Genomic DNA, 24,801 nt, shown 5'->3' with positions numbered 1-24,801 from the left:
CTCCGCTGCGCATTAATTACAAAAGGTAGAAACAAAACTTATGACAAAAACTTTTTTGCCTTCCGTCAAGGAAGTTGAAACCACCCGCAAATGGCATCATATTGACGCCACGGGCCAAACCTTGGGCAGACTGGCTTCTCAAATCGCCGTCTTGCTGATGGGTAAACACAAAAGAACCTATACGCCTCATATGGACTGCGGCGACTTCGTCGTCGTAACCAACGCCGGCAAAATCAAACTGACCGGCAACAAAATGGAAGACAAGGTTTACTTCTCCCACTCCGGCTACGCCAAAGGCGCCAAAGAAACGCCGGTAAAAAGAGTGTTGGAAAAAAACCCCACCAGAGTTTTGGAATTGGCCGTAAAGAGAATGTTGGATGAAAACAAACTCCGCGCGCCCAGAATGAAACGCTTGAGACTGTTCGCCGGCGAAGAACACGCCTTCACCGAACGCTTTGGTAAATAAGAGGGATAGAAATTTATGAACAATACGAAAGAATTGAAAACCGGAAGAAGAAAAACCTCCGTCGCCCAGGTGGAACTTTTGAAAGGCAAAGGCGTCATTACCGTCAACGCCAAATCCCTGGATGAATATTTCGGAAACCACGCCCGCTGCAAAGCCGCCGTTAAGGCGCCGCTCGTGGTAACCAACTTGGAAAAAGAATACGACGTAAACGCTAAAGTAATCGGCGGCGGCGTATCCTCCCAAGCCGGCGCTCTGCGCCACGCGATTGCGCGTTCTTTGGCCGCGATTAGCGAAGATCTTAAAAAAGCCGTCAAGAAGGCCGGTTATCTTACCCGCGATCCCCGTATGGTGGAAAGAAAGAAACCCGGTCAGCCCGGCGCCCGCAAACGCTTCCAGTTCTCCAAACGTTAATCGTTGGCTGGAAACTTGCAGGAGATGTTTTACAAAACCCCGCTCTTTGGAGCGGGGTTTTTCTTTGGATAAGGGAGAATAAGGGCTTTTGTGGGGGAGCCATTGCTTGGCTTTTACAGAGGGCGTCTGCGCCGAAACGGCGTGTTTAAAGCTAGTCATAAAATTGGGCCTGGAATGGGGCGGGCAGCCTCTGGCCCCGGCAAGGGGGGAACTTTTTCTGGCGGCAGAAAAAGTACCAAAAAGACCGCCGCCCCGGCGTCCTCTAAAAAATCACTTTCAAACGGGCCCTTTTACAACTCGCTTCGCTCAAACAATAAAAGGGCTTTGTCGTTTGAAAGGCTTTTTAGAAACAGGACAAAGGGGCGGATAAACGGAAATGACACAAAAGGGAAAAACCTTGTTACAACGTGATAACATGAATGAACGGCAACGGCATAAAAAAGAAATGCTTTATGAAAGGGGCGGGGTTATCTTATTGCAAGAGCGCGGTATCGCTTAGCAATGTGGCTTAAACGAATCGTGCTAACGGGCCTAGAGTGGGGAGGGGGCGTCTCTCCTCTTGACTCGTTTTTTTTTTTTGATAAATTTTGCGTATGGCAAAAATTTATCAAAAATCCTTCCCCGGCGCTAAAAACGCCGGATTTACGCTTATAGAGCTCTTAGTGGTAGTCCTTATTATCGGTATTTTGGCGGCCGTGGCGGTGCCGCAATATGAGAGGGCTGTACTTAAGAGCCGGATGATGAAATTGCTGCCCGTTACCAAAGACATCAAAAATGCGGAAGAACTGTATTACTTGGCAAACGGAAAATATACCGAGAATTTCAATGATCTGGACATTACTCCTTTCGGAACTATTTCTACGGCAAACCCGTCTTATATAGGGTGGGATAAAAACCAATGCGCTTTGTTTCATTCTCCTTTTGGCTGGGTGTGGTGCACCATGCCCATGAATACGCCTTATGCTACCTGTGGTTGGAAAGTTTGGTTAGACCACTCCAATAAGCCAGGGAAAATAGAATGTGTATATGGAAATTACAACGTACAAGATCCTAAGTGCGAAGAAGTATGCAAAACAACGGGCTTTGATTATGGCGGCATTTAGCCGGGTACTGTTTCCTATCTAAAAACCCCGCTCTTTGGAGCGGGGTTTTTCTTTGGGAAGATATTTTTTATTTGGTTTCTTTCTTTTCGTCCAAAGCGCACGGCACTTTGGGGCTTTGGGCCACCAAGTCTTTAATCGGCTTAATCACCGCGGCTTGTTTACGAAGGGTGCACGGCCCGCCGATGCAGCCGCCTTTGCAGCTCATCACTTCCAAAAGCTGAAAGTCGCCCGCGCCTTTGGCGTAGGCGTTTAGCAGCATCATGGTCTTTTTATCCAACCCGTTGATGGCCATTTTCTTAAACGGACGTTTGCCCGCAATCGCGTTTTCCACTGCTTGGGCCACGCCGCCGGTTACGCCGTAGTAGCGGGCCTCGCCGGAGATTTTGGGATCCAACGGGGTTTCTTCGCATTTGGAGGGGTCAATGCCTTTGGCGTCCAGCATGGCGCCCAGTTCTTCGTAGGTCATTACAAAGTCTATATTGGGGTCTTCCATGCCTTCCACGCGTTTGGAAACGCACGGGCCGACAAACACGGTAACAAAACCGTTTTTCTTTTCAATCTCGGCCGTGTATCCCGCCGGGGTTTTCGTTTCGGACACGAATTCTTTTAGCGCGGGCAAATGCTTTTTAACAGCCTGAATCCACGCCGCACAGCAGGAAGTGGTCATAAACCGGGCGCCTTTCTCCAAGCGTTCCACCAGTTCGCGCGCTTCGTTGGCGGTGGTAATGTCAGCCCCTTCGGCGACTTCGGTTACTTTGTCAAATCCTGCCTTTTTGATTGCCGTCATCAGCTGCGGCAGGGTGCAGTCAAACTGGCCCACGATAGACGGGGCAATCATCGCGCACACTTTGTTGTGGCTTTGGATTTGGCCTAAAATATCAATCAGCTGGCTGCGTTCCATAATGGCGCCAAACGGGCAGGCATCCATGCAGTGGCCGCAGGAAATACATTTGTCAAAATCAATTTGAGCAAACCCGTTTTCGCCTTTGTGAATGGCGTTTACCGGGCAGGACTGCTCGCACGGAACGGGCACATACGTAATGGCGTTGTACGGGCAGACGGCCTTGCACTGGCCGCAGTTTTTGCATTTATCGGGGTCAATGTGGGAGCGGCCGTCCGAAAACGAAATGGCGCCGAATTTGCACGCCTGCTGGCACGGGCGCGCCAAACAGCCTTGGCAGGCGTCCGTAACGATATGGCGCGCTTTTACGCAGCCTTTGCAGGCGATATCCATAACCGTCAGTGGCACTTCGGGCACGGCTTTGCGCAAGAGGGCTTGCTTGGCATAGTCGTTTAGCGAGGTAGCCTCGTCGTCTTTTTCCACGCTGCAGCCCATGGCGGCCAGCGTGCGGGCGCGGAAAACGGCCCGTTCTTTGTAAATACAGCAGCGCACCGCGGATTTGGAATCCGGAGGAATAACTTCAAAAGGGATTCGGTACGCGTTTTTTTCCAGCGTGCCCTTGTCAAAAGCTTCTACCACTTTTTTGAGGGCTTCGCGTTTAAAATACACGGCTTTATTGTCAGATGTATTCATAATTACCTATATTTTACCATATTTGGCCAAGGCTCCAAGGGGCAAAACTAGCGGATTTCCAGCCGGGCCAGCAGGGGGTTATGGTCGGAGCCGCGGGTAACGCGCACGCCGCTGGCCAATACCTTCAATCCCCGCACAAACAAATAATCCAGCGGTTTTCCCATCCAGCGCGAGCGCAGATCCGGCTCAAAAGGAACTTCCTGCAGACCCGCCGAGCGGATAATGCAGTGCAGCAGGCGCAGGCGTTTGTGGTTCCAGGAGTTAAAATCACCCCCCAATAGGATAGGGCCGTTATAGTCCAATAAAATTTCGGCGGCGCCGCGCAGGTTTTTTTCAAACGCCCGGATGCCGGTAAAATTGATGGCGTGCAAGTTGACCACCAAGAGGGGGCGTTTTGCATTTTGAATGGGAATTAAGGTGGCAAGCGTCATTTTGGGAATGCGGAACACGGGCTCGCGCGATGTGGCGGCAAACGACACTTGCAGCGGGTTGGCAATGCATCCGGTGGCTACGCCAATGGGATTTTTGCCTTTTAGGGAAAAGAAACTGACCGCGCCGTTCCAATGGTAAGCGGTTTTTTCCATAACTTCTTTGACCGCTGGAGACCGGCGCACCTCTTGGGCCAAAAACAAATCGGCCGCTTGGGCCAGCCGGCTAAATTCGGAGGCCCATTCTTTTTGTTTGCTTTTTTGCCAGTTCCATACGCACACGGTAAAACGCCTGGGCAGCGCGGACTGAGTGGCGCGGCCGTGTTCCACCAAAACATCGCAGGAACGGGGTTTGGAATACAGCATATTAATAGTAGGGCGTCAGCAGGCGCAGGGTATTGTCCGCCAGCGTGCGCCAGAGCGAAGGCTTGGCATTTTTGTCCCATTTTTCGCTGACGGCAGTGGCTTTTTTATGCGCAATAATTTGATTTACCTCGCGCGCCAGTTGCTTGTCCATACACTCCATATTGCATTCAAAATTTAATTTAAAACTGCGTACGTCCCAATTGGCCGATCCGATAAACAGCCACGCATCGTCCACCAGCATAATTTTGCTGTGGTCAAAAGGCGGCTGCGTGCGGAAAATTTTAACGCCTTTTTTAAGCAGGCGCGCAAAATTGGAACGCATGGCGCCGTCCATCCCGAAGATGTTGCTTTTGGAGGGTAAAATAATTTCTACGTCCACCCCGCGCATGGCCACTACTTCCAGCGCCGTTAAGATGTTGCTCTCCGGCAGGAAGTACGGGGTAACCACCTTGACGCTTTTTTGCGCGCAGGCCAGCGCCCCCAGCACCATAAGTTCAATTTTTCCGTAATCGCCGTCTGGCCCGTCGGGTATCACGCGGGCGGGCATCGTGCCCGGAAGCGGTGCCGACACTTGGAAAGAAGCCGGGATAAAATGTTTCTTGCCGGAAAAAATCCAATCTTCCTCAAACACGCGCGACATTTGGTCTACCACCGGCCCTTCTACCCGAAAAGTAATATCCACAATGGGTTCTTTGGGGTGGGTGTTGACTAGGTTCCCTTCCGCCACATTCATTCCGCCAAAGAAGGCGGCCCGGCCGTCCACAATTAAAATTTTGCGGTGGTTGCGCAGGTTGACAAACGGCAGATTGACGGGGCTTTTGGAAGGAAGAAAAACGGAAAACTCCACTCCCCGCATATGGCGCAGGACGGAGGCGATTGTCGGTTTGGAATAATTGAGGCCCACCCCGTCCACCAGCACTTTTACTTTGGCCCCGTTTTGAACGGCTTGTTTAAAAGCGTCCACAAACATTTTTCCGGCGCGGTCGTTGTCAAAGATATAGCTTTGCATCAGCACTTCTTTTTGGGCCGAGGCAATCAGGCGGCACATTTCGGGGTAGGCGCTGTCTCCGTTTACAAAGGCTTGGGCGCGGTTTCCCAAGGCAAAGCGCTGGGGGTGCACTTTGTAGCCCAGGCGCAGCAGCTGCAAAAAGGGTTTTGGAATTTCTTTTTCTATTTCTTCTTCCGTTTTGCCCGTAACGGTAAAAATATCCGGCCCTTTGTTGCGAAGCGAAAGCGCTTTGCGGCGGATGCGGTTGATGCCGAACACGATATAGACAATGCAGCCCACCAGCGGCGCCAGCCACACCAGGCCAATCCAGCCGAAAGAACTTTTTACGTCGTCTTTGCGGCAGATGATATGTCCGGTTACCAGGATTTGCAACACCAAAAATAAGAAACCGGCAATTCCAAAAGAGGAGGCGGATATCGGATCTATGTGCATACTTGTATTATAAAAAATATGCGTCTTTTGAAAAGTAAAAATATAGATTAGTGTGCGAAAAATGTTTCGTGTGCGGCGGGCGGCTTACTGCGGGGTAGGCAGCGGCGTGCCGGCCGGCAGTTTGCTGGGGGTAAGGGCCGGCAGGGGGGTGGCATTGACGGCGCGCGGCATATAGGCTTGGTCGTAGGCGGTGCCGCCGGATACCAAGGCCTTGCGCACCGGTTGGTTTTGGCGGCGCAGGGCTTCTTGGCGCGCTTGCTGTAATTTTTCTTGGCGGGCCTGTTGCTGGGCCTGCTGTTGGGCGGTGAGCTGTTTATTGTTATTGGAAATCTGCCCTACAAATTGGTAGTAGGCGTCATCCGAATCGTAAGTCTGCAGTAAAGCGTCTTCCTCAAATACAAAATAATGCGGGGAAGGCGTTTTGTGGTTGATGTCGGAGTAATTCAGTTGGTACACCTGATAGACTTTCCCAGCGGCATTATCCGCCAGGTTCATTAAGGTGGCTTTTTCTTCGTATTGGCGCAGGAAATCCCGCAGGCTGACGCCCAGGTTCACCTTGTATTTTTTGTTTACGGCCAGTACGTCTTTAATATCGGCCGCACAGGCGACGAACGTTTGCGGGTCTTCGGCTTTAAACAGAAATTTGCGGTAATCCGTATCGTTGCTCCCGTATTGCACAAACGCATATTCCGTGCCGTCTTGGGCGGAGAGAGTGGTGTCTTTGGAGGAGACGTTTTCCACGTGGTACAGCACATAGGTGCGGTTTTTCCCGCGGAAGAGCTTGGTCAGCTGGCGGGCGTTTTTATCCCAAATGGAAACGGACTCCCGCACCGGGGAAGGCTCCCCGTGCATTTCAATCACAATTTCGGGCGCCTCGGCCTGCGCCTGCAGCCAGCCCGCTCCCGAAAACAGCAAACATAAAACCGCCAGCCATTTTATCTGCATAAGGATATTGTAATATAGCTTTTTGATTTATTCAAACAGTTCCGTGCTCAAATACCGCTCTCCGCTGTCGGGAAGCAGTACTACAATGTTTTTCCCCGCGCTTTGCGTCCGCGCCGCCACCTGCAGGGCGGCCCATAACGCGGCCCCGCCGGAAATGCCGGGCAGGATGCCTTGCGTGGCGGCCAGGCTCCGGGCGGTTTGCACGGCGTCTTGCGTTTGGACGGGGATGATTTCGTCTATTAACGAGCGATCCAGCACCGGAGGAACGAAATTGGCCCCGATTCCCTGCAAGCCGTGCGGGCCGGAGCGCCCTTGGCTTAACAGGGGTGAGTCCGCCGGTTCCACGGCCACCAGCCGAAGCTGCGGGTTTTTGCGTTTTAAAAAACGGCCGGTGCCCGTCAGCGTTCCGCCGGTTCCTACGCCCGCTACAAATACGTCCACATTCCCTTCCAAATCTTCCCAAATTTCGGGGCCGGTGGTTTGCTCGTGGGCTTGGGCGTTGTGGGTATTTTCAAATTGGCTGGGCATAAACGAGCCGGGCGTTTGGCGCAGTATTTTTTCCGCTTCGTCTATGGCGCCTTTCATGCCTTTGGCTTTGGGCGTCAGCACCAGGCGCGCGCCCAGCGCTTTTAGCAGTTTCATCCGTTCCGCGCTCATATTTTCGGGCATGGTTAATACAATTTTGTACCCGCGCGCGGCGGCCAAAAAAGCCAACGCAATGCCGGTGTTGCCGCTGGTGGGCTCCACAATCATTGCGCCCGGGAGCAGGCGGCCTTCTTGTTCGGCGGCGTTTAACATAAAAAGCGCGGCGCGGTCTTTGACGCTGAAAGGGTTAAACATTTCCAGCTTGGCCCATACGTGCCCCGGGCCCGGGTTTAAGCGGGTAACGGCGGCCAGCGGCGTGCGGCCGATGGCCTGTTCTAATGAATTTATTTTCATGCGCATGCCTCAAATCTTTCTTATTATTATAAGTGTTTGTGAAAAGTTTGTCAGCCGTTTGGTTGGCGGGCTGTATTATAGAGAAGGGAAAATTTTATACAATACAACCACACGCTTTTTAGCGCGTTACCATTTGAAAGGGGACAACTGCCAATGAATAAAAAACTGTTTACACCGGCTGTTTTAGCCGCTGTGTTTGTTTCGGTGGCGTTTTTTTGCGGATGCAAAAAAGCGGAAAATACGGCTTCTATGCCGGCACCTGTCGTAAATGCAATTACCGTCGTGCAGAAAGATCTGCCGTGGGACATTGAATACCCGGCCCAGGTGGCGGGCTCGCTGGAAATTCAAATCCGCGCGCAGGTGGGCGGTATTTTGCAGGCGCGTCTGTACAACGAAGGCGAATATGTAACCGCCGGAACGCAGCTGTTCCAGATTGATGACAAAGAATATAAAGTAGCGTTGGAAAAAGCGCAGGGCACCTTGGCCCAGGCCAAAGCCGAAGAACGCCGCACCCAGCGCACCTATGCGCGCATGAAACGCCTCCGCGCGGACAATGCCGTCAGCCAGCAGGATTACGACAACGCCCTTTCGGCCTATGAAACGGCTCAGGCCAACGTAAAAGTAGCGCAGGCGGGGGTGGGCGAAGCGGAAATTAATTTGGGATATACCAAAGTAACCGCACCCATTTCCGGCATTGCGGGCAAGGAAGCCCAGTCGGTGGGAAGTTTAATTTCTCCTACGGGTGAATCGGGTTTGCTGACGAATATGGTGCAGATTAATCCGCTGTATGTCAATTTTTCCATGCCCAGCCGCCAGTTTGAAAAATTATCGGCCGGTTTTATTTCCGGGCAGATTGCCATCGGCACGGAAGACCAGCAGGATAAGCTGAACGCCGCCCAATACCGCAAGACTGCCGCGGCCGACGCCCCGATTTACGTGGAAGTTCTTTTAAATAACGGGAAAGTATACCCGGAAAAAGGCAAAATTGTTTTCTTTGACAGTACTGAAAATACCCAAACGTCCAGTTTGGCCATGAAGGCGGAAGTGGCCAACCCCAACAATTCCCGCGCGTTGATGCCCGGGCAGTTTGTACGCGTGAAACTGGTAGGGGCGACGTATAAGAACGCCATTCTCATTCCGTCCTCGGCGGTGCTGAATACGGCGCAAGGGATGATGACGTACGTGATAGACGCCAACAACACGGTTGTCGCGCGCCCCATTCAGGCCCAGCTGCAGGAAGATATGTATATCGTAACCGACGGGTTAAAAGCCGGCGAACGCATTATGAACGGCGGGCTTGTGAAAGTGCGCCCCGGCCAGCAGGTGCAGGTGCAAATGCAGAATTTTGACACCCAGGCCCCGGCCGAGCAGGAAGCCGCGCTGGCGCAAGACGGGCGCAGCACGGCCGTATTGGAAGAAGAAATAGAAGCCTCCGAAGCTTCCGATACGCAGGCCCTGCCGCAGGAACAACCTGCCCCGGCCGCCGAAAATGCCGCCCAGCCGAAGGTTGCTCAGCCCGCGGCCCAAACGGCCGAACAACCGGCTCCTGCCGCAGCGGAAACCGCCCAGCCTGCGGCGAATGACACCGTTCCCCAACCGGCGGCTTCTTCCGAGGCCGCCAGCCAAACGGCGCCCCAGCCGGCAGAATCTTCTGACGGGAAATAGGGGGAAAAATGTTTTCTAAATTCTTTATCAACCGTCCGATTTTTTCTACAGTCATTTCGCTGTTGATTTCGCTGGCGGGGATCGTGTCTATCACGATGCTGCCGATTGAACAGTACCCGGATTTAACGCCGCCCACCATTGAAGTTTCGGCCTCGTATCCGGGCGCCAGCCCCGAAGTGATTGCCAACACCGTGGCCGCCCCCATTGAACAGCAGGTAAACGGAGTGGAAGACATGCTGTATATGAACTCCACTTCGTCTTCCAACGGGGATATGTCTTTGGTGGTGTCGTTTAAGGTAGGCACCGACCCCGACCAGGCGATGATTAACGTCAACAACCGCGTGCAAGGGGCCACGGCCACCCTGCCGGAAGACGTCCGCCGCTACGGGGTGGAAGTCAATAAAAAATCTTCCGCCATTTTGCAGCTGATTGCCCTGTATTCCCCCAACGGCCATTCCGACACCACGACCATCGGCAACTACGCGCTGTTAAACATTGTAGACGATTTAAAACGTATTGAAGGTGTGGGCGATGCGCAGGTTATGTCCGCCAACGACTATTCCATCCGCATTTGGATTAAGCCGGATGTCCTTTCCCAGCGCGGCCTTTCCGTAAGCGACATTGTCGCCGCCGTGCAGGCGCAAAACACCCAGCGTTCGGCCGGCAAAATCGGCCAGCCGCCGCTGCCGGTGGAAGTAGACCGGATGTATTCCATCGTGGCGCCCGGCCGCCTGACGGATCCGAAAGAATTTGAAGAAATTATTCTGCGCGCCAATCCGGACGGTACCTCCCTTCGCTTAAAAGACGTGGCCCGGGTGGAACTGGGCAGCCAGACGTATGAATTTAACGGGCGCTTTAACGGCAAGCCGGCGGTGCCAGTGGGGGTGTATCTCTCGCCGGGGGCCAATGCCGTGGCCACCGCCAAAGCGGTGGACGAGCACATGAAGGAAATCGCCCAAAACTTTCCGCCCGATTTGGATATTGATTACAAAGTGGCGTATGACACCACGCTGTTTGTAACCGCCTCTATTGAAGAAGTCATCCACACGCTGATTGAAGCGATGATCTTGGTGTTTTTGGTGGTGTACCTGTTCTTAAAAGACTGGCGCGCCACGCTGATCCCGTGTTTGGCGGTGCCGGTGTCTATTATCGGCGCGTTTGCAGGTATGTTGCTGTTGGGTTTTTCCATTAACACGCTGACGCTGTTCGGGTTGGTGTTGGCCATCGGTATCGTGGTGGACGACGCCATCGTGGTCATTGAAAACGTGGAACGCATCATGCACGAAGAAAACCTGCCCGTCAAGGAAGCCACCATTAAGGCCATGGGCGAAGTGTCCGGCCCGGTGGTCGCCATTGTGCTGGTGTTGTGTTCGGTGTTTGTGCCGGTGGCGTTTATGGGCGGCTTGACAGGGATTATGTACCAGCAGTTTGCCATTACCATTGCCGTATCGGTGGTCATTTCCGGCTTGGTGGCGCTTACGCTGACCCCGGCCCTCTGCGCGCTGTTGCTTAGGAAGCAACCGCACCCCACCCGCGGGTTTTTCTATCAGTTTGACCGTTTCTTTGAAAAACTGACGGCCAAATACGGCACGTGGGTGGCGTTCTTTATCCGCAAGCTTACGGTGTCGGTCGTTTTAATTGCGGTGCTGTTTTTGGGTGCGTTTGGCTTATTTAAAATCGTGCCCGGCAGCTTGCTGCCCGATGAAGACCAAGGGGTTATTATGGTGGCGGCGCAGTTGGATCCGTCGGCCTCTTTGTCCAACAGCGACGAGGTCGCCGTACAGCTGGAAAACCTGATTATGGCCCAGCCGGCGGTGTCGGAAGTGCTGACTTTTTCCGGCTATGATATTTTAAGCAGTACGCAAAAAAGCAACACGGTGGCGGCGTTTGTGATGCTCAAACCCTGGAAAGAACGCAAAGAAAAATCGCTTTCTTCCGCGGCGCTGGTGGGCAGTTTGTACGCCCAGGCGCAGACCAAGATTCCCAACGCCGTCGTCATGCCGTTTAACCCGCCGCCCATTATGGGCATGAGCACCACCGGCGGGCTGGAAGGCTATATCCAAAACCGCAGTTCCGGCGGAAGTGACGCGCTGGAAGCGCAAACGCAAAAATTTATTGAAGCCGCCAAAAAACGGCCGGAGCTCTCCAGCGTCAGCACAACGTTCTCGGCGGCGATTCCGCAGTATAAGCTGGATGTGGACGAAATTAAAGCCCAGGCCATGGGCGTGCCTCTTTCGGAATTATACGCCACGCTGCAGGGCACGTTCGGCACGTACTACATCAACGACTTTACCTACTCGGGCCGCAGCTTTAAAGTCATGATGCAGGCTGACGGCCAATACCGCGCCCGCCCGGAGCAAATCTCGGGCATTTACGTCCGCTCCAATTCCGGGGCGATGGTGCCGCTTTCCACTTTGGTTACGCTCACGCCCACCTTGGGCCCGGACGTTGTGGAGCGGTTTAACGTCTTCCCGGCCGCCAAAATTATGGCTACTCCCGCCGCGGGCTACAGCTCCGGCGACGCTATCCGCGCCGTGGAAGAAACCGCCAAAGAAGTCTTGGATTCCGGCTTTACGCTGGCCTGGACGGGCACCACGTATCAGGAAAAAATCTCCGGCAACGCCTCGGCCGTGGCGCTTTTGTTGGGCATGCTGGTGGTGTTCTTAATTTTGGCCGCGCAGTATGAAAAATGGAGCCTGCCCATTGCCGTATTGCTGGCGGTTCCGTTTGCCATTTTCGGGGCGTTGGCGGGCACGTGGGCCAGAGGCCTCTCCAACGATATTTATTTCCAAATTGCCTTGGTGGCTTTGGTGGGGTTGGCGGCCAAAAACGCTATTTTGATTGTAGAGTTTGCCGTCATGCTCAAAGCCCAAGGCTACGACACGACCCGCGCCGCGGTGGAAGCCGCCAAACTGCGTTTCCGCCCGATTGTAATGACCTCACTGGCGTTTATTTTGGGCTGTGTGCCGCTGGCCGTCAGCACGGGGGCCGGCGCCGCCAGCCGCCACGCAATCGGTACGGCGGTGGTGTTTGGCATGTTGGCCGCCACGCTGATTGCCCCGCTGTTTGTGCCGATGTTCTTTACCTTGCTTAGCGGCGGGCGCACCAAACAGCTGGCGCAAGCCGTTGAAACATCTGAAACCAAAAAGGAGAATGTATGAACTGGAAACAACTGGGAACCGTACTGGCCGCGGTGTGGCTGGGGGGATGTATGCTGGGCCCCAACTACAAACAGCCGGATTTGGATTTGCCGGCCGGCCAAACGGCGGAGAATTTCAGCGTATTTACCAACAGCAAATGGTGGGAAGTATTCCAAGACCCGGTATTAAACCAACTGGAAGCCGACGCGTTGGAACATAATAAAGACTTGCAAGCCGCCATCGCCCGCGTGGATCAAGCCCGGGCGGAAGTGGGCATTGCCACGGCCGACCAGCTGCCCAGCCTGTCTGCGGCGGCGGAATCGGGCCGCGCCGGGGATCAGGCCGGTTCGGGGCAGAGCAAAAGCACGGCCAATGTGTCGGTGTCGTATGAGTTGGATTTGTGGGGCAAATACCGCCGTTTGAGTGAAGCCGCCCAAGCCCAGCTGCTGGCCAGCGAAGCCGCCCGCGATACCGTACGCCTGACGCTGACGGCGGACGTTGCCAAAAACTATTTTTCCCTGCGGATGTTGGACGCCCAACTGGAAATTGCCCAGCGCACTTTGCAGGCCCGCCAGGAAAACGTGCGCATTTACACCAGCCGCTATCAAAACGGTTATTGCACGGAAGTGGATTTAAAACGCGTGGAAGCCAATATGGCCAGCGTGCAGGCGCAGGAACAACAGCTGCGTTTGAAAATTGCTCAGACGGAAACGGCCCTTTCGGTGCTGGTGGGCAAGTCCCCGCGGGAAATTGTAGAAAACAATACGCCGCGCGGGAAAAGCCTGTCCGAAATTACGCTGATTCCCAATGTGCCTGAAGGCCTGCCCTCGGACTTGCTGGCCCGCCGGCCGGACGTGCGCTCCGTGGAGGGGCAGCTGATGGCCGCCAATGCCAATATCGGCGCGGCGCGTGCGGCGTATTTCCCCAGCATTCCGCTGACGGCTTCCGCCGGATACGCCAGCGGGGCGCTTAATAATTTGTTTACCGGTTCTTCCGGCGTGTGGGCGGCGGGGGGCCAGTTGCTGGCGCCTATTTTTGAAGGCGGCAAAATCCGCGCCGCAAACAAAAAAGCCGAAGCGCAATACCGCGAAACGCTGGCTTCCTACGAAAAAACGGTGCAGGGCGCGTTTAAAGAGGCGTTGGACGCAATTTCCGCCAACCAAATTAACCGCGAAATTTTTGATTCGTACAAACAGCAAACCGAAGCCATGCAGCGCAGTTACGAGCTGACCAAAAAACAGGAAGACGCCGGCCTCATCGGCGTAACGGACTTGCTGGACGTGGAAGAGAACCTGCTTTCGGCGGAAATGAATTTGGCCACGGCGCGCAACGACGAATTGGCGGCCATCGTCAACTTGTCTAAAGCATTGGGCGGCGGCTGGAACGTGCAGGACGGTTTCGGCCCGTATGAAAATTTAGTCAAAAAACAACAAGCCGCCTTGGATCCGCAAGCAACGGCGCAGCCTTAGTTTTTTGCCGTTTTCTGCATCCCCGCGTTTGTAAACGCGGGGATTTTTTTGTCTTTCTCCGCGCGGGGCCCCGCCGCTTTTGGGGCGCGGCGGGCTGGGCGCAAAGCCGGAAATTTAGTAAAATATATATATGAACATACCGGCGCTGTGCCCGTTGGACGGCCGCTACAGCGGCAGACTGGGCGCGCTCAGAAGTGTAATGAGCGAAGCCGCCTTTACTGCATACCGCGTGCGCGTGGAGTGCGCGTGGTTTGAAATCCTTTCCGAATTAAAACTTTTTAAACCGCTTACGAAAGAAGAACGCGGCCTGCTGGCGCAGGCGTGCGAACTGAGTGCGGCCGATTTGGATCACATCCGTGCGCTGGAGTTTGACGGCTACCTTCACATTCCGCCTACCAGGCACGATGTGAAAGCCGTGGAGTATTTTTTGCGTTTGCGCTTGGGCAAAACCTCGCTTAAAGACCGCCTGCAATGGCTGCATTTCGCCCTGACAAGCGAAGACGTAAACAGCGCCGCCTATGCCCTTCTGCTGACGCAGGGCGTGGAAAAAGCCCTCCTGCCGGCCTTGGAAAACCTGCAGAAAGAACTTTCCAAACTTGCCCGCAAAGAGGCCCGTTCCGTATTGCTGGCCCGCACGCACGGCCAGCCGGCGGTGCCCACCACGTTTGGAAAAGAAATGCGGGTGTTTGCCAATCGGCTGGCGCGGCAGATTGCACAGCTTAAACGGCAGGAAATTACGTTTAAATTTGGCGGCGCCGTCGGCAATTTTAACGCACATTATGCGGCTTTCCCGCAGGTGCGCTGGCCGCGGGCGGCCGCTAAAATGGCGGCTGTGTTAAACCGCGGGCACAAAATGAAAATTTCGCTCACGCCCGTTTCCACCCAGGTAGACCCGCGCGACAGCTACGCCGAACTGTTTGACAATTTGCGCCGGGCGGATGTGGCACTGTTGGATTTGTGCCGGGATATGTGGCAATATATTTCCGCCGGGTTAGTTCATCAGAAAACGGCGGCGGGGGAAGTGGGGTCTTCCACCATGCCGCAGAAAGTAAACCCGATTGATTTTGAAAATGCGGAAGGCAATTTGCAGCTGGCGGATGCGTTGTTCGGGCTGTTTTCGTGCAAATTACCGGTTTCGCGGTTGCAGCGGGATTTGTCGGACTCCACGGTGCTTCGCAACATGGCGGTGGCGTTTGGCTATGCGCTGGTGGCGTACCAGTCCGTTCTAAAAGGGCTGGGCAAAATTTCGTTTGACCGGGCCGCAGCCCGGCAGGAGCTCTGCGCCCACCCGGAAGTATTGGCGGAAGCCGTTCAAACCCTTTTGCGCGCGGCGGGGTATCCGCACGCGTATGAAACCCTGCGCGATTTCACGCGCGGGCGGGCCGTTACGGCCTCCTTGTTGCAGCAATTTATAGCCGGGCTGCCGGTGGATGCGGCAACCCGTTCCAAACTACAGGCGCTGTGCCCGGAAAACTATCTGGGCCGCGCACGCGAACTTGCGGAGGAAAAGTATGATTGATATTGTCTGCGGCGGACAAGCCGGCGACGAAGGAAAAGGCAAAATTTCTGCGTATTTGTCTTATAAAGGAAATTACGACTACTGCGTGCGGGTGGGCGGCCCCAATGCCGGGCACACCGTGGTAAAAGACGGCAAATCCTACACGCTTAAAAACATCCCTTCGGGATTTTTAAACCCCAAAACCAAATTGGTGTTGGGCGCGGGCGCGTATACCAAAACCGAATGGTTGTTGGAAGAAGTCAAACTGACGGGCACGCGCGATCGGCTGATTATAGACCCGTACGCCGTGCTAATTTCCGACGAGCAGACGGCGGCCGAAAAGAATGCGTCCCATTTTATGCAGCACATCGGCAGCGTGGGTACCGGGCTGGGGCAGGCCGTGCGCGACCGGATTGAACGGCGCGACATTAAATTTGCCAAAGACGAACCGCTGTTAAAAGATTTTATTCAAGACGTGCCGGAACTTTTAAACGGGTGCCTGGACAAAGGCGGAGAAATCCTGCTGGAAGGCACGCAGGGAATTAAACTTTCTTTGCTGCACGGGGAATATCCGTTTGTTACGTCGCGCGACACGACGGCAAGCACCTTCTTGGGCGAGGCCGGTTTGGGCCCCAAGTCCGTGCGGGACGTGTATGTTGTGTTTAAACCCTATATCACGCGCGTAGGCCCCGGCCCGCTGGAAAGAGAGCTGACGGATGAAAAACAGCTGGAAGTGTATCATACCAAAGGGCACGAAGTGGGCAGCGTCAGCAAGCGGCTGCGCCGCATCGGCGCGTTTGAATCGCGCTCGGCCGCGCGGGCGATTATGATTAACAACTGCACCAAAATCGCCATTACACACATTGATATGTTCCCGGGCAATGACCGCGTGAAGAAGTATGAAGACTTCAGCTCGGAAGCCAAAACGTTTTTGGACAATTTAAAAGCGTTGTGCGCGCGGACGTATCCGCACCCGGAAATCGCACTGATTTCCACCGGGCCGGATATGGAAGATACATTGGTGCTTTAACAAAAACCCGCGCTTTTAAGCGCGGGTTTTTTGTGGGAGAGTTGCGTTTTTTTACTTCGGGAGAGTATAATAAAAAAAGGGGGATTTTATGAAAGATATCGTTTTTGATTTAGGCGGAGTGCTGATAGATTGGAATCCGCGCTATCTATACAAAAAAATTTTTGCTTCCGAAGAAGAAATGGAATGGTTCTTGTCCAACGTGTGCACGCCGCAGTGGAACACGCAGCAAGACGCCGGGCGGCCGTTTGCGCAAGGGATTGCCTTAGCCAAAGAGAAATATCCCAAATATGCGCCGCAGATTGAAGATTATTACAAACGCTGGGAAGAAATGCTGGGCGGGTCCATCAAGGGCACGGTGGCCATTTGGCGTGAGCTGAAAGACAAAGGCTACCGCATCTACGCGCTGACGAACTGGTCGGCCGAGACGTTTCCGATTGCCAAGGCCAAATATGATTTTCTGCAGCAGATGGACGGCATCGTCGTGTCGGGGGAAGAGCATTTGGTCAAACCCGACCCGGAAATTTACGCCCGCCTGTTAAAACGCTTCGGCCTCCATTCGCCCAACTGCGTGTATATTGACGATAACGCCGCCAACGTTTCGGCGGCCGCTATGCTGGGATTTGACGCCATCCCCTTCCAAAGCCCCGATGCTTTGCGCATGGAACTTTTAAAACGTGGAATTTTATAGAATATATGTGTAAATTTAGTAAAAAGATTTAGAAGGAGATCTTTATGTGTAACTCTTTTTGTTTCAAACAACATGTTTCAACTTCCGGCTTTACGCTGATAGAACTCTTGGTCGTCGTTTTAATCATCGGTATTTTAGCCGCAGTGGCATTGCCTCAGTATGATCGCTCAGTCTTACGTTCCCGCATGGCCACCGCCAAACCGGCGTTGGTATCCTTGAAGGAGGCTATAAAACTATATCACTTGGAAACAGGAACCTGGCCCACTTCTTTGGAGGATCTAACTATCCAAATCCCGGAAAATGAAGGGTATTGGATTCATAGCCCCATAGCTGCTTGGGGGGCGGAATCGGCTCCTTTGGCGGTATGGACGGGTTTAACGCAAAACGGGACGACCTTTGGCTTGGTTCTTCCGGTGGCAAGTAATGATTGGGTGTGTTGCGGCAATGCCGTGGCGGATACCAATCAAGTGCAAGAATTGTGTGAAAAAGCTGGATATAGGGAGTATATCCAAAGTCCCACCGGTGGTTTGCGCGGTTGTTATAAATAAAAAGATTTTTTAAAACCCCCGCTGTTAAGCGGGGGTTTTTTAGTCTGCTTTGCTGATTAAAACTTCCATTAATTTATGCCGCCGGAACTTGCGGGGGTCTACCAATATGCCGTCCGCTTTTAACTTATCGTTTTTATCCAGTGCACGGCCCAATTTTTGTTCCGTCCATTGAAGAACGGTGGTAGTGGCCGCTAAACCTTCCGGTGCGGAAACTTGGAGCTGGGCAAAGACATCCGTCATTTTGGCACTGGCACTGGCCACCAGCGAAGAGCCTATCGGGCGGATATACGCCGGGAAGAAATCATACTCGTCTTCAATTTCACCCACCATTTCCTCAAAAATATCTTCCAGTGTAAGAATGCCGGTAATTTTTTCCCCTTCCGTTACCAAACAAATGTGTTGTTTGTTTTTCATTAACTTTTCTAACGCGGCGGAGATTAACGTATCCGCTTCCAAGCGCAGGATCGGGCGCATAATGGAGCGGGCCGAAGTGGGCGAGCCGGAAGCCATTTTGGTAGAGAGGAAAATATCTTTAAAATTTAAGTAGCCGATAATGCTTTGCGGATCCTGCGGGTTTTCCCGCACCGGAAAGCGGGTGTGCATATCCAAATGCGCTTTGACGAATGTATCGGCGATGGAGTCCCCGGCGTCCAGCATATATACCTGATCCAGCGGCACCTGAATTTCGCGGATTTTGCGGATACAGAACATCGCGCTGGAGAGTACGATTTTTTCTTCCGTTTTGCCAAACAAGCGGGAAGAAGACGCAATAGCCGCCGCGGTGCGCAGGTCGGTCATGGCGGCCTGCTGGGCTTCTTTGGGGTCGGGCTTTTTGCTGGAAAGCGGTTTTTGGGTAAAAAAGCGCACCAAGGCTTCCATAATGTGCACAATGGGCGACAAAATGGAATACAACACGCGCATGACCGGCGAAAATTTAAGCGTTACAAATTCTTTGTTTTTAATGGCGAAGGTTTTGGGGGTCAGCTCGGCAAACACAATGGTAATAAAACTCAGCGGCACCACCACCACCGCCACGGATACGACATCCGCCAGGCGTTTGGGCAGAGAAAGCCATTCCTGTAAAATGGGAGAAAACATTTCGTCCGCGCCCGCGCCTCCGGCCGCGGCGGCAATGGCGCCCACCAGCGTAATGCCGATTTGCACTACCGCCAAACTGCCTTCCATATGGTCTTTCATAAAAAGCGCCTGTTCGGCGCCCAGGCGTTTTTCCTGGGCCAAAATGGAAAGCTTGGTGCGGGAAATGGAAGCCAGCGCCATTTCGTAGGCGGCCAGCAGGGCGTTTAAAACAAGCATCAGAAGGATGATGAGTATAGTCATGGGATATAGTGTAGCAAAAAAGAAGTATTAGCAAAAGGGGGAGCCCGTCGTGTAATACCGTCCGCGGACTTGGGTTTTTGCTTGACAAGCGCCGACGATAAGCATATCCTTTAAAAGAAGAGGATTTTTTGTGTATGAAGAAAAAATTTAATGTTACCGGTATGACTTGCTCCGCCTGCCAAGCGCACGTAGAACGGGCGGTGGCCCGGCTGCCCGGCATGCGCTCGGCCGCGGTGAACCTGCTGCAAAACACGCTGACGGCGGATTATGATGAAGAACGCCTGAGCACGCAGGACATTATTGCCGCGGTGCGCGGGGCGGGGTACGACGCTTTTGCCCCCGGCGAAGAAACGGGGGTCTTGTCGCCCCAGCGGGCCGCCAAAGACGAGGCGCGCCGCATCAAATATCGTTTTATTGCGTCGCTTATTTTTTTGCTGCCGCTGTTATACGTGGCCATGGGGCAGATGCTGGCGCTGCCGCTTCCGAAGGAGCTGACGGAAAACCCCGGCCTTTTTGCGCTCACGCAGTTTTTATTGGTGTTGCCCGTTTTATCCGTCAACCGCCGTTTCTTTACCAACGGTTTTAAACGGCTGGTGCAGGGCGGGCCGAATATGGACAGTCTCATCGCCCTCGGCTCGGGGGCGGCGGTATTGTCCGGCTTGTGGGGATTGTTTCGTATTTTGGTGTTGATGGAACACCCAGATTGGACGGCCGCGCTGGAGCAGGCTTTTCACGGATTATACTTTGAATCGGCCGCGATGATTTTAACGTTGGTTACGTTGGGCAAATGGCTGGAAGCGCGGGCCAAAGTAAAAACCTCGGATGCAATTTCGGCCTTGGTTCGGCTGGTGCCGCAGGAGGCGTCTGTGCTGCGGGACGGGAAAGAAGTTTCCGTCCCCGTGCAGGGGCTGGTGCCGGGGGATATTGTGGTCGTACGCGCCGGCGAGCGAATTGCGGCAGACGGTGTGGTGGTAGACGGTGGTGGCGCCGCCGATGAATCGGCCCTGACGGGGGAAAGCGTCCCGCAGGATAAGCCGATCGGGGCGGAATTGGCGGCGGGAACGCTGCTTGCTAGCGGCTATGTGGAGCTGAAAGTGGCGCGCACGGGCAAAGACACCGTGCTGGCGCAAATTATTACGCTGGTGGAAGAAGCCGCCGGCAGCAAAGCGCCGATTGCGCGCCTGGCAGACCGCGTGAGCGCCGTGTTCGTGCCGACGGTTATCGCCATTGCGCTTCTTACCCTGGTGGTGTGGCTGGCGCAGGGAACCAGTTTTTCGTTTGCCCTGTCTTCGGCCATTGCGGTATTGGTTATTTCTTGCCCGTGTGCGCTGGGGCTGGCCACGCCTACGGCCATTATGGTGGGCACGGGCAGCGCGGCGCGGCAGGGCATTTTGGTCAAATCAGCCGCGGCGCTGGAACGCGCGCATAAGGTTACCACGGTCGTGTTGGATAAAACCGGCACGGTAACCAGCGGGCGGATGCAGGTGGCGGGGATTGTGCCCGGGGCGCAATCGTCTTCGGAAGAATTGCTTACGCAGGCGGCGTCGCTGGAGCATTTTTCCCAACATCCGTTTGCGCAGGCGCTGTCGGGCTATGCGGAAGAAAAGAATATCCCGCTGGTGCCGGTTTCCCGGTTTGAGGGCATCCCCGGCCGCGGCGTATGCGCCCAAGAAGGGGAAGAACAGCTTAGCGGCGGCAATTTAACTTATATGCAGGAATTGGGCGTAGCGGTTGCAGACGGCGAAAAACTGCTTGCCCAAGAAGCCGCCTTGGGCCGCACGCCGCTTTTCTTTGTGCGCGGGAAAAAGTATTTGGGAATGATTTCTTTTTCCGACACCATAAAACCCGCCTCGGCGGATGCCGTAGGATTGTTAAAACGCATGCACCTGCAGGTAATTTTGCTGACCGGGGACAACCCGCAAACCGCCCAAAGCGTGGCGCGGGCGGTGGGCATAGACCGCGTGATTGCGGGTGTACTGCCGCAGGAAAAAGAAGCCGTCATCCGCCGTTTGCAGGATGAAGGCGAAGTGGTGGCCATGGCGGGCGACGGCGTGAACGACGCTCCGGCGCTGGTGCGGGCGGATGTAGGGATGGCGCTGGGCGCGGGGACGGACGTGGCGGTAGAATCGGCGGACATTGTGCTGATGAAAGACGATTTAACCGGCGTAGCCACCGCCTTGCAGTTAAGCCGGGCGGTGCTGCGCAACATCAAAGAAAATTTGTTTTGGGCGTTTATTTACAACGTGTTGGGCATTCCGCTGGCGGCGGGCGTGCTGTATTTGCCGTTTGGGTGGAAATTGAGCCCGATGTTTGCGGCCGCGGCGATGAGTTTAAGCTCCGTGTGCGTCGTTACCAACGCTTTGCGGCTGCGCTTTTTTAAGCCGGCGCGGATTGCCCGCAAACACCAACACAAGGGGAAAATTATGCGAAAAACATTAATTATAGAAGGAATGGTATGTGCCCACTGCGCAGGCCGCGTGGAAAGGGCGCTTAATTCTATCCCCGGCGTACAGGCCAAAGTGGATTTAAGCCAAAAATGCGCCGTGGTGGAATCTCATGCGCAAATCACGGACGAAGCCCTCAAGCAAGCCGTGCAAAAAGCGGGGTACGAAGTGGTTGCCATCAATTAGCCGTTCTGAACGATAAAAGCCGGGTGCTTGCGCCCGGCTTTTTTTGCGGGATAATTGATACAATAAAAGAAAGCACTTCCCGGCAAAAGGAGTTTAGTATGAACCATTTCGGTTTTGTAAAAGTGGCGGCGGCGGTGCCGTCCGTAAAAGTGGCGGATCCCGCCTATAACGCCGCGCAAATGGAAACTTGCCTGCGCCAAGCCGTGCGCGAAGGCGTGCGGGCGGTGGTGTTTCCGGAATTGGGGGTTACGGGGTATACCTGCGGCGATCTGTTTTTAAAACCTTTGCTGCTGGACGCCGCCGAACGCGTGCTGGGGGCGCTCTTGCGGCGGACGGAAAGCCTGGACATTGTTTTTATGGCGGGGCTTCCCGTGCGCGCGGGAACGGTGCTGTTAAACGCGGCGGCGGTCTGCTACCGCGGCGAAATTTTGGGCGTGGTGCCCAAAACGCACTTGCCCAATTACAACGAATTTTATGAACGGCGCTGGTTTGCTTCCGCCCAGGAATGGGGCGGCGGCGAAGTGGAGCTGTGCGGGCAGGTTGTGCCCGCGGGGCCGGATTTGCTGTTTGAAGCGGGCGGAATGAATTTCGGCGTAGAAATTTGCGAAGATTTGTGGGCGGTGGTGCCGCCTTCTTCGCGTCTTGCGCTGCAGGGGGCGGACGTTATTTTTAACTTGTCTGCGAGCAACGCCCTGACGGGCAAATACGCCTATGTGCGCCAGTTGGTGGCCCAGCAGTCGGCCCGGTGCCTGTGCGGGTACGTGTATGCTTCGTGCGGGTTTGGCGAATCAACGACCGACGTCGTATTCGGGGGCAATGCGCTGATTTACGAAAACGGCACGCCGCTGGCTTTTTCGGAACGATTTTCCACCCAAGCGCAGCTGGTAAGTGCGGAAATAGACGTGGAGCGCCTGCGCGCCGAGCGCGCGGTAAACACCACGTTCCGCGCCGATGCCGCCTACGAAGCGGCCGAGCCGTATGAACGGGTGGAAACGGGAATGGCGCCGGCGCCGGTATTGGCTCTTTCGCGCCCGGTTTCCGCGTTGCCGTTTGTGCCCAAAGGAACCGCGTTGAACGAGAACTGCCAGGAAATTTTTAACATTCAGGTAACGGGGCTGGCCACGCGCCTTGCCGCGGCGCACGCCCAAACGGCGGTAGTGGGCATTTCGGGCGGGCTGGACTCCACACTGGCCCTGCTGGTATGCGCCCAAACGTTTGCCAAGCTGGACTGGCCGCGCAAAAAAATTATCGGCGTTACCATGCCCGGTTTCGGCACGACCGACCGCACCTACCAAAACGCCTTGGCCTTGATGAAAAATCTGGGCGTTACCATTCGGGAAGTAAACATTCAAAAAGCATGCGAACAACATTTTTCGGATATCGGCCACAACCCCAAAATCAAAGACGTTACCTACGAAAACACCCAAGCGCGCGAACGCACCCAGGTGCTGATGGATATCGCCAACCAAACGGGCGGAATCGTGGTGGGGACGGGAGATTTGTCCGAACTGGCGCTGGGCTGGGCCACGTATAACGGGGATCATATGTCCATGTATGGGGTAAACGCGGGCGTGCCCAAAACGCTGGTGCGGTTGCTGGTGTTGTGGGCGGCGCAGCACGAAACGGGCAAAAAAACGCAGGCTGTATTAAACGATATTGTGGCTACGCCCATCAGCCCCGAGCTGTTGCCTGCCACCGCCAAAGGCCATATCGCCCAAAAGACGGAAGATTTGGTCGGCCCGTATGAACTGCATGATTTCTTTTTGTATTATTTCCTGCGGTACGGCTTTGGCCCGGCAAAAATTTATTTCTTGGCCAAGCACGCGTTTGATAAAAAGTTCACGCCGGCCGTTATCAAAAAATGGCTGCAAGTATTTTTAAAGCGCTTCTTTGCCCAACAATTTAAACGCTCCTGCCTGCCGGACGGGCCGAAGGTAGGGTCGGTGGCGCTTTCGCCGCGGGGCGACTGGCGCATGCCCAGCGACGCCAGCGTACAGGCCTGGCTGGCGGAGGCCGAAAACCTGCATTGAAATGGCGCGGGACACGCAAGCGGGAGAAGCTATGTTTGACGTTATTATTATCGGGCTGGGCCCGGCGGGCAGTACGTTGGCCCGGCTCCTTTCCGGCAAGCAAAAAGTGCTTTGTTTGGATAAAAAAACAGACGCTTCGGACAGTTTTTCAAAACCCTGCGGCGGCCTGCTGGCGCCGGATGCGCAAAAAGCGTTGGCGCGGTTTGATTTGACGCTTCCCAAATCCGTTTTGGTAGACCCGCAGCTCTTTTCCGTGCGCACGATTGACTTGGCCAGCGGGCTCTGCCGCCACTATCCGCGTTTCTACATCAATATGAACCGCCACCGCTTTGACCGGTGGCTGATTTCGTTAATTCCAAACAGCGTATCCGTGCAAGCGGGCGCGCAAGTGGTGCGCGCCGTGCGGGAAACAGACGGCTCTTTTTCGGTAACGTTTCGGCAAAACGGCAGCCTGCACACGGCCCGCGGGCGGCGCCTGGTGGGGGCGGACGGGGCCGACTCGTTTGTCCGGCGGACGTTTTTTCCCCGCCACGCTATCCGCAGTTACACGGCCGTACAGCAATGGTTTGCGGATACGCACAAAAGTCCTTTTTATTCCTGTATTTTTGACCCGGCGGAAACGGACTGCTATGCGTGGTCGGTTTCCAAGGACGGATATTTTATTTTTGGCGGCGCCTATCCCGTGCAGAACAGCCGGGCGCGCTTTGAGCGGCAAAAAAAGAAATTGGAGCGGCTGGGCCTTCAATTTGGAAACCCGCTTAAAACGGAAGCGTGCCGCGTATTGCGTCCGGCGGGGTGGAAAGAATTTTGCCTGGGTGGAAACGGCGTATTTTTAATCGGCGAGGCCGCCGGCTTTATCAGCCCCAGCAGTTTGGAAGGCATTTCAAGCGCGTTTGAAAGCGCCCGCCGGCTGGCGGATTCTTTTGAGCAAACGCCCGGCCGGACGGAACACCGCCGCTACGCGCGCAACACGTTGCGCCTGCGGCTAAAATTGTGGAGTAAGCTGTTTAAATGCCCGTTTATGTACCGGCCGTTGTTGCGCAAATGGGTGATGAAAAGCGGGCTGCAAAGTATCTCAGTTCTTCGCTCGTAATAAAGCATACATCAAAAACCCCGGGGAAACCCGGGGTTT

The 24,801-nt window shown here is 54.6% G+C and carries 19 protein-coding genes; 13 read left to right on the top strand and 6 right to left on the bottom strand.

The window, feature by feature from the left end:
• Window positions 1–40 precede the first annotated feature (40 nt).
• The 3 genes from rplM to B5F75_RS07655 all read left to right on the top strand — a co-directional run bounded on the left by rplM (window position 41) and on the right by B5F75_RS07655 (window position 1,980).
• Window positions 41–466 carry a 50S ribosomal protein L13 gene (gene rplM / locus B5F75_RS01720; protein WP_087286983.1) on the top strand — a complete coding sequence of 142 codons (426 nt, stop codon included), beginning with the start codon at window positions 41–43 and terminating at the stop codon, window positions 464–466.
• A gap of 15 nt (window positions 467–481) precedes the next feature.
• On the top strand, window positions 482–877 hold the full coding sequence (rpsI, locus tag B5F75_RS01715) for a 30S ribosomal protein S9 (protein ID WP_087286980.1): 396 nt from the start codon (window positions 482–484) through the stop codon (window positions 875–877).
• A gap of 593 nt (window positions 878–1,470) precedes the next feature.
• Complete coding sequence (locus B5F75_RS07655; RefSeq protein ID WP_087286977.1) at window positions 1,471–1,980, top strand: type IV pilin protein; 510 nt, start codon at window positions 1,471–1,473, stop codon at window positions 1,978–1,980.
• 67 nt (window positions 1,981–2,047) lie between these two features.
• Here B5F75_RS07655 and B5F75_RS01705 read toward each other — a convergent pair whose 3' ends face one another.
• The 5 genes from B5F75_RS01705 to cysK form a co-directional block, all read right to left on the bottom strand.
• Window positions 2,048–3,514: a monomeric [FeFe] hydrogenase gene (locus tag B5F75_RS01705; protein ID WP_087286974.1), complete on the bottom strand. Its 1,467-nt coding sequence runs from the start codon at window positions 3,512–3,514 to the stop codon at window positions 2,048–2,050.
• Window positions 3,515–3,561: 47 nt separating this feature from the next.
• Window positions 3,562–4,308 (bottom strand): endonuclease/exonuclease/phosphatase family protein, encoded by a 747-nt coding sequence (locus B5F75_RS01700; RefSeq protein WP_087286971.1) that lies wholly within the window; start codon window positions 4,306–4,308, stop codon window positions 3,562–3,564.
• A 1-nt stretch (window position 4,309) separates the two neighbouring features.
• A complete protein-coding gene (locus B5F75_RS01695; protein ID WP_087286969.1) occupies window positions 4,310–5,749 on the bottom strand; it encodes a phospholipase D-like domain-containing protein in 1,440 nt (479 codons plus the stop codon).
• Between the two features lie 84 nt (window positions 5,750–5,833).
• Entirely contained in the window at window positions 5,834–6,694 is an 861-nt protein-coding gene (locus B5F75_RS01690; RefSeq protein WP_087286966.1) for a hypothetical protein, read from the bottom strand.
• Between the two features lie 27 nt (window positions 6,695–6,721).
• Entirely contained in the window at window positions 6,722–7,633 is a 912-nt protein-coding gene (gene cysK, locus B5F75_RS01685) for a cysteine synthase A (RefSeq protein ID WP_087287579.1), read from the bottom strand.
• A 153-nt stretch (window positions 7,634–7,786) separates the two neighbouring features.
• Here cysK and B5F75_RS01680 point away from each other — a divergent pair, with 153 nt between their 5' ends.
• The 7 genes from B5F75_RS01680 (at window position 7,787) to B5F75_RS07650 (ending at window position 17,671) form a co-directional block, all read left to right on the top strand.
• Window positions 7,787–9,298 carry an efflux RND transporter periplasmic adaptor subunit gene (locus B5F75_RS01680; RefSeq protein WP_087286963.1) on the top strand — a complete coding sequence of 504 codons (1,512 nt, stop codon included), beginning with the start codon at window positions 7,787–7,789 and terminating at the stop codon, window positions 9,296–9,298.
• 8 nt (window positions 9,299–9,306) lie between these two features.
• On the top strand, window positions 9,307–12,459 hold the full coding sequence (locus tag B5F75_RS01675; protein WP_087286960.1) for an efflux RND transporter permease subunit: 3,153 nt from the start codon (window positions 9,307–9,309) through the stop codon (window positions 12,457–12,459).
• Window positions 12,456–13,907, top strand: a complete 1,452-nt coding sequence (locus B5F75_RS01670) for an efflux transporter outer membrane subunit (protein ID WP_087286957.1) — start codon at window positions 12,456–12,458, stop codon at window positions 13,905–13,907. Before B5F75_RS01675 ends, B5F75_RS01670 begins: the two co-directional genes overlap by 4 nt.
• A gap of 130 nt (window positions 13,908–14,037) precedes the next feature.
• Entirely contained in the window at window positions 14,038–15,426 is a 1,389-nt protein-coding gene (gene purB / locus B5F75_RS01665) for an adenylosuccinate lyase (protein ID WP_087286954.1), read from the top strand.
• Window positions 15,419–16,435 carry an adenylosuccinate synthetase gene (locus tag B5F75_RS01660; protein WP_158093740.1) on the top strand — a complete coding sequence of 339 codons (1,017 nt, stop codon included), beginning with the start codon at window positions 15,419–15,421 and terminating at the stop codon, window positions 16,433–16,435. Before purB ends, B5F75_RS01660 begins: the two co-directional genes overlap by 8 nt.
• Window positions 16,436–16,523: 88 nt before the next feature.
• A complete protein-coding gene (locus B5F75_RS01655) occupies window positions 16,524–17,123 on the top strand; it encodes an HAD family hydrolase (protein ID WP_087286948.1) in 600 nt (199 codons plus the stop codon).
• Between the two features lie 44 nt (window positions 17,124–17,167).
• Window positions 17,168–17,671: a type IV pilin protein gene (locus tag B5F75_RS07650; RefSeq protein WP_275531900.1), complete on the top strand. Its 504-nt coding sequence runs from the start codon at window positions 17,168–17,170 to the stop codon at window positions 17,669–17,671.
• Between the two features lie 39 nt (window positions 17,672–17,710).
• On the opposite strand, the gene B5F75_RS01645 is transcribed toward B5F75_RS07650, so the two are convergent.
• A complete protein-coding gene (locus B5F75_RS01645; protein ID WP_087286945.1) occupies window positions 17,711–19,009 on the bottom strand; it encodes a CNNM domain-containing protein in 1,299 nt (432 codons plus the stop codon).
• A 134-nt stretch (window positions 19,010–19,143) separates the two neighbouring features.
• Here B5F75_RS01645 and B5F75_RS01640 point away from each other — a divergent pair, with 134 nt between their 5' ends.
• From B5F75_RS01640 to B5F75_RS01630, 3 genes are all read left to right on the top strand, one after another.
• Window positions 19,144–21,639: a heavy metal translocating P-type ATPase gene (locus B5F75_RS01640; RefSeq protein WP_087286942.1), complete on the top strand. Its 2,496-nt coding sequence runs from the start codon at window positions 19,144–19,146 to the stop codon at window positions 21,637–21,639.
• Window positions 21,640–21,737: 98 nt separating this feature from the next.
• Window positions 21,738–23,669: an NAD(+) synthase gene (locus tag B5F75_RS01635; protein WP_087286936.1), complete on the top strand. Its 1,932-nt coding sequence runs from the start codon at window positions 21,738–21,740 to the stop codon at window positions 23,667–23,669.
• Between the two features lie 31 nt (window positions 23,670–23,700).
• Window positions 23,701–24,762 carry an FAD-binding protein gene (locus B5F75_RS01630; RefSeq protein WP_143351225.1) on the top strand — a complete coding sequence of 354 codons (1,062 nt, stop codon included), beginning with the start codon at window positions 23,701–23,703 and terminating at the stop codon, window positions 24,760–24,762.
• Window positions 24,763–24,801 lie beyond the last annotated feature (39 nt).

Origin of the sequence: Elusimicrobium sp. An273, from assembly GCF_002159705.1 — a bacterium.
Taxonomy (GTDB): Bacteria; Elusimicrobiota; Elusimicrobia; order Elusimicrobiales; family Elusimicrobiaceae; genus Avelusimicrobium; species Avelusimicrobium gallicola.
The sequence above is the reverse complement of the archived record's forward strand: the minus strand, read 5'-3'. Positions and strand labels throughout refer to the sequence as shown.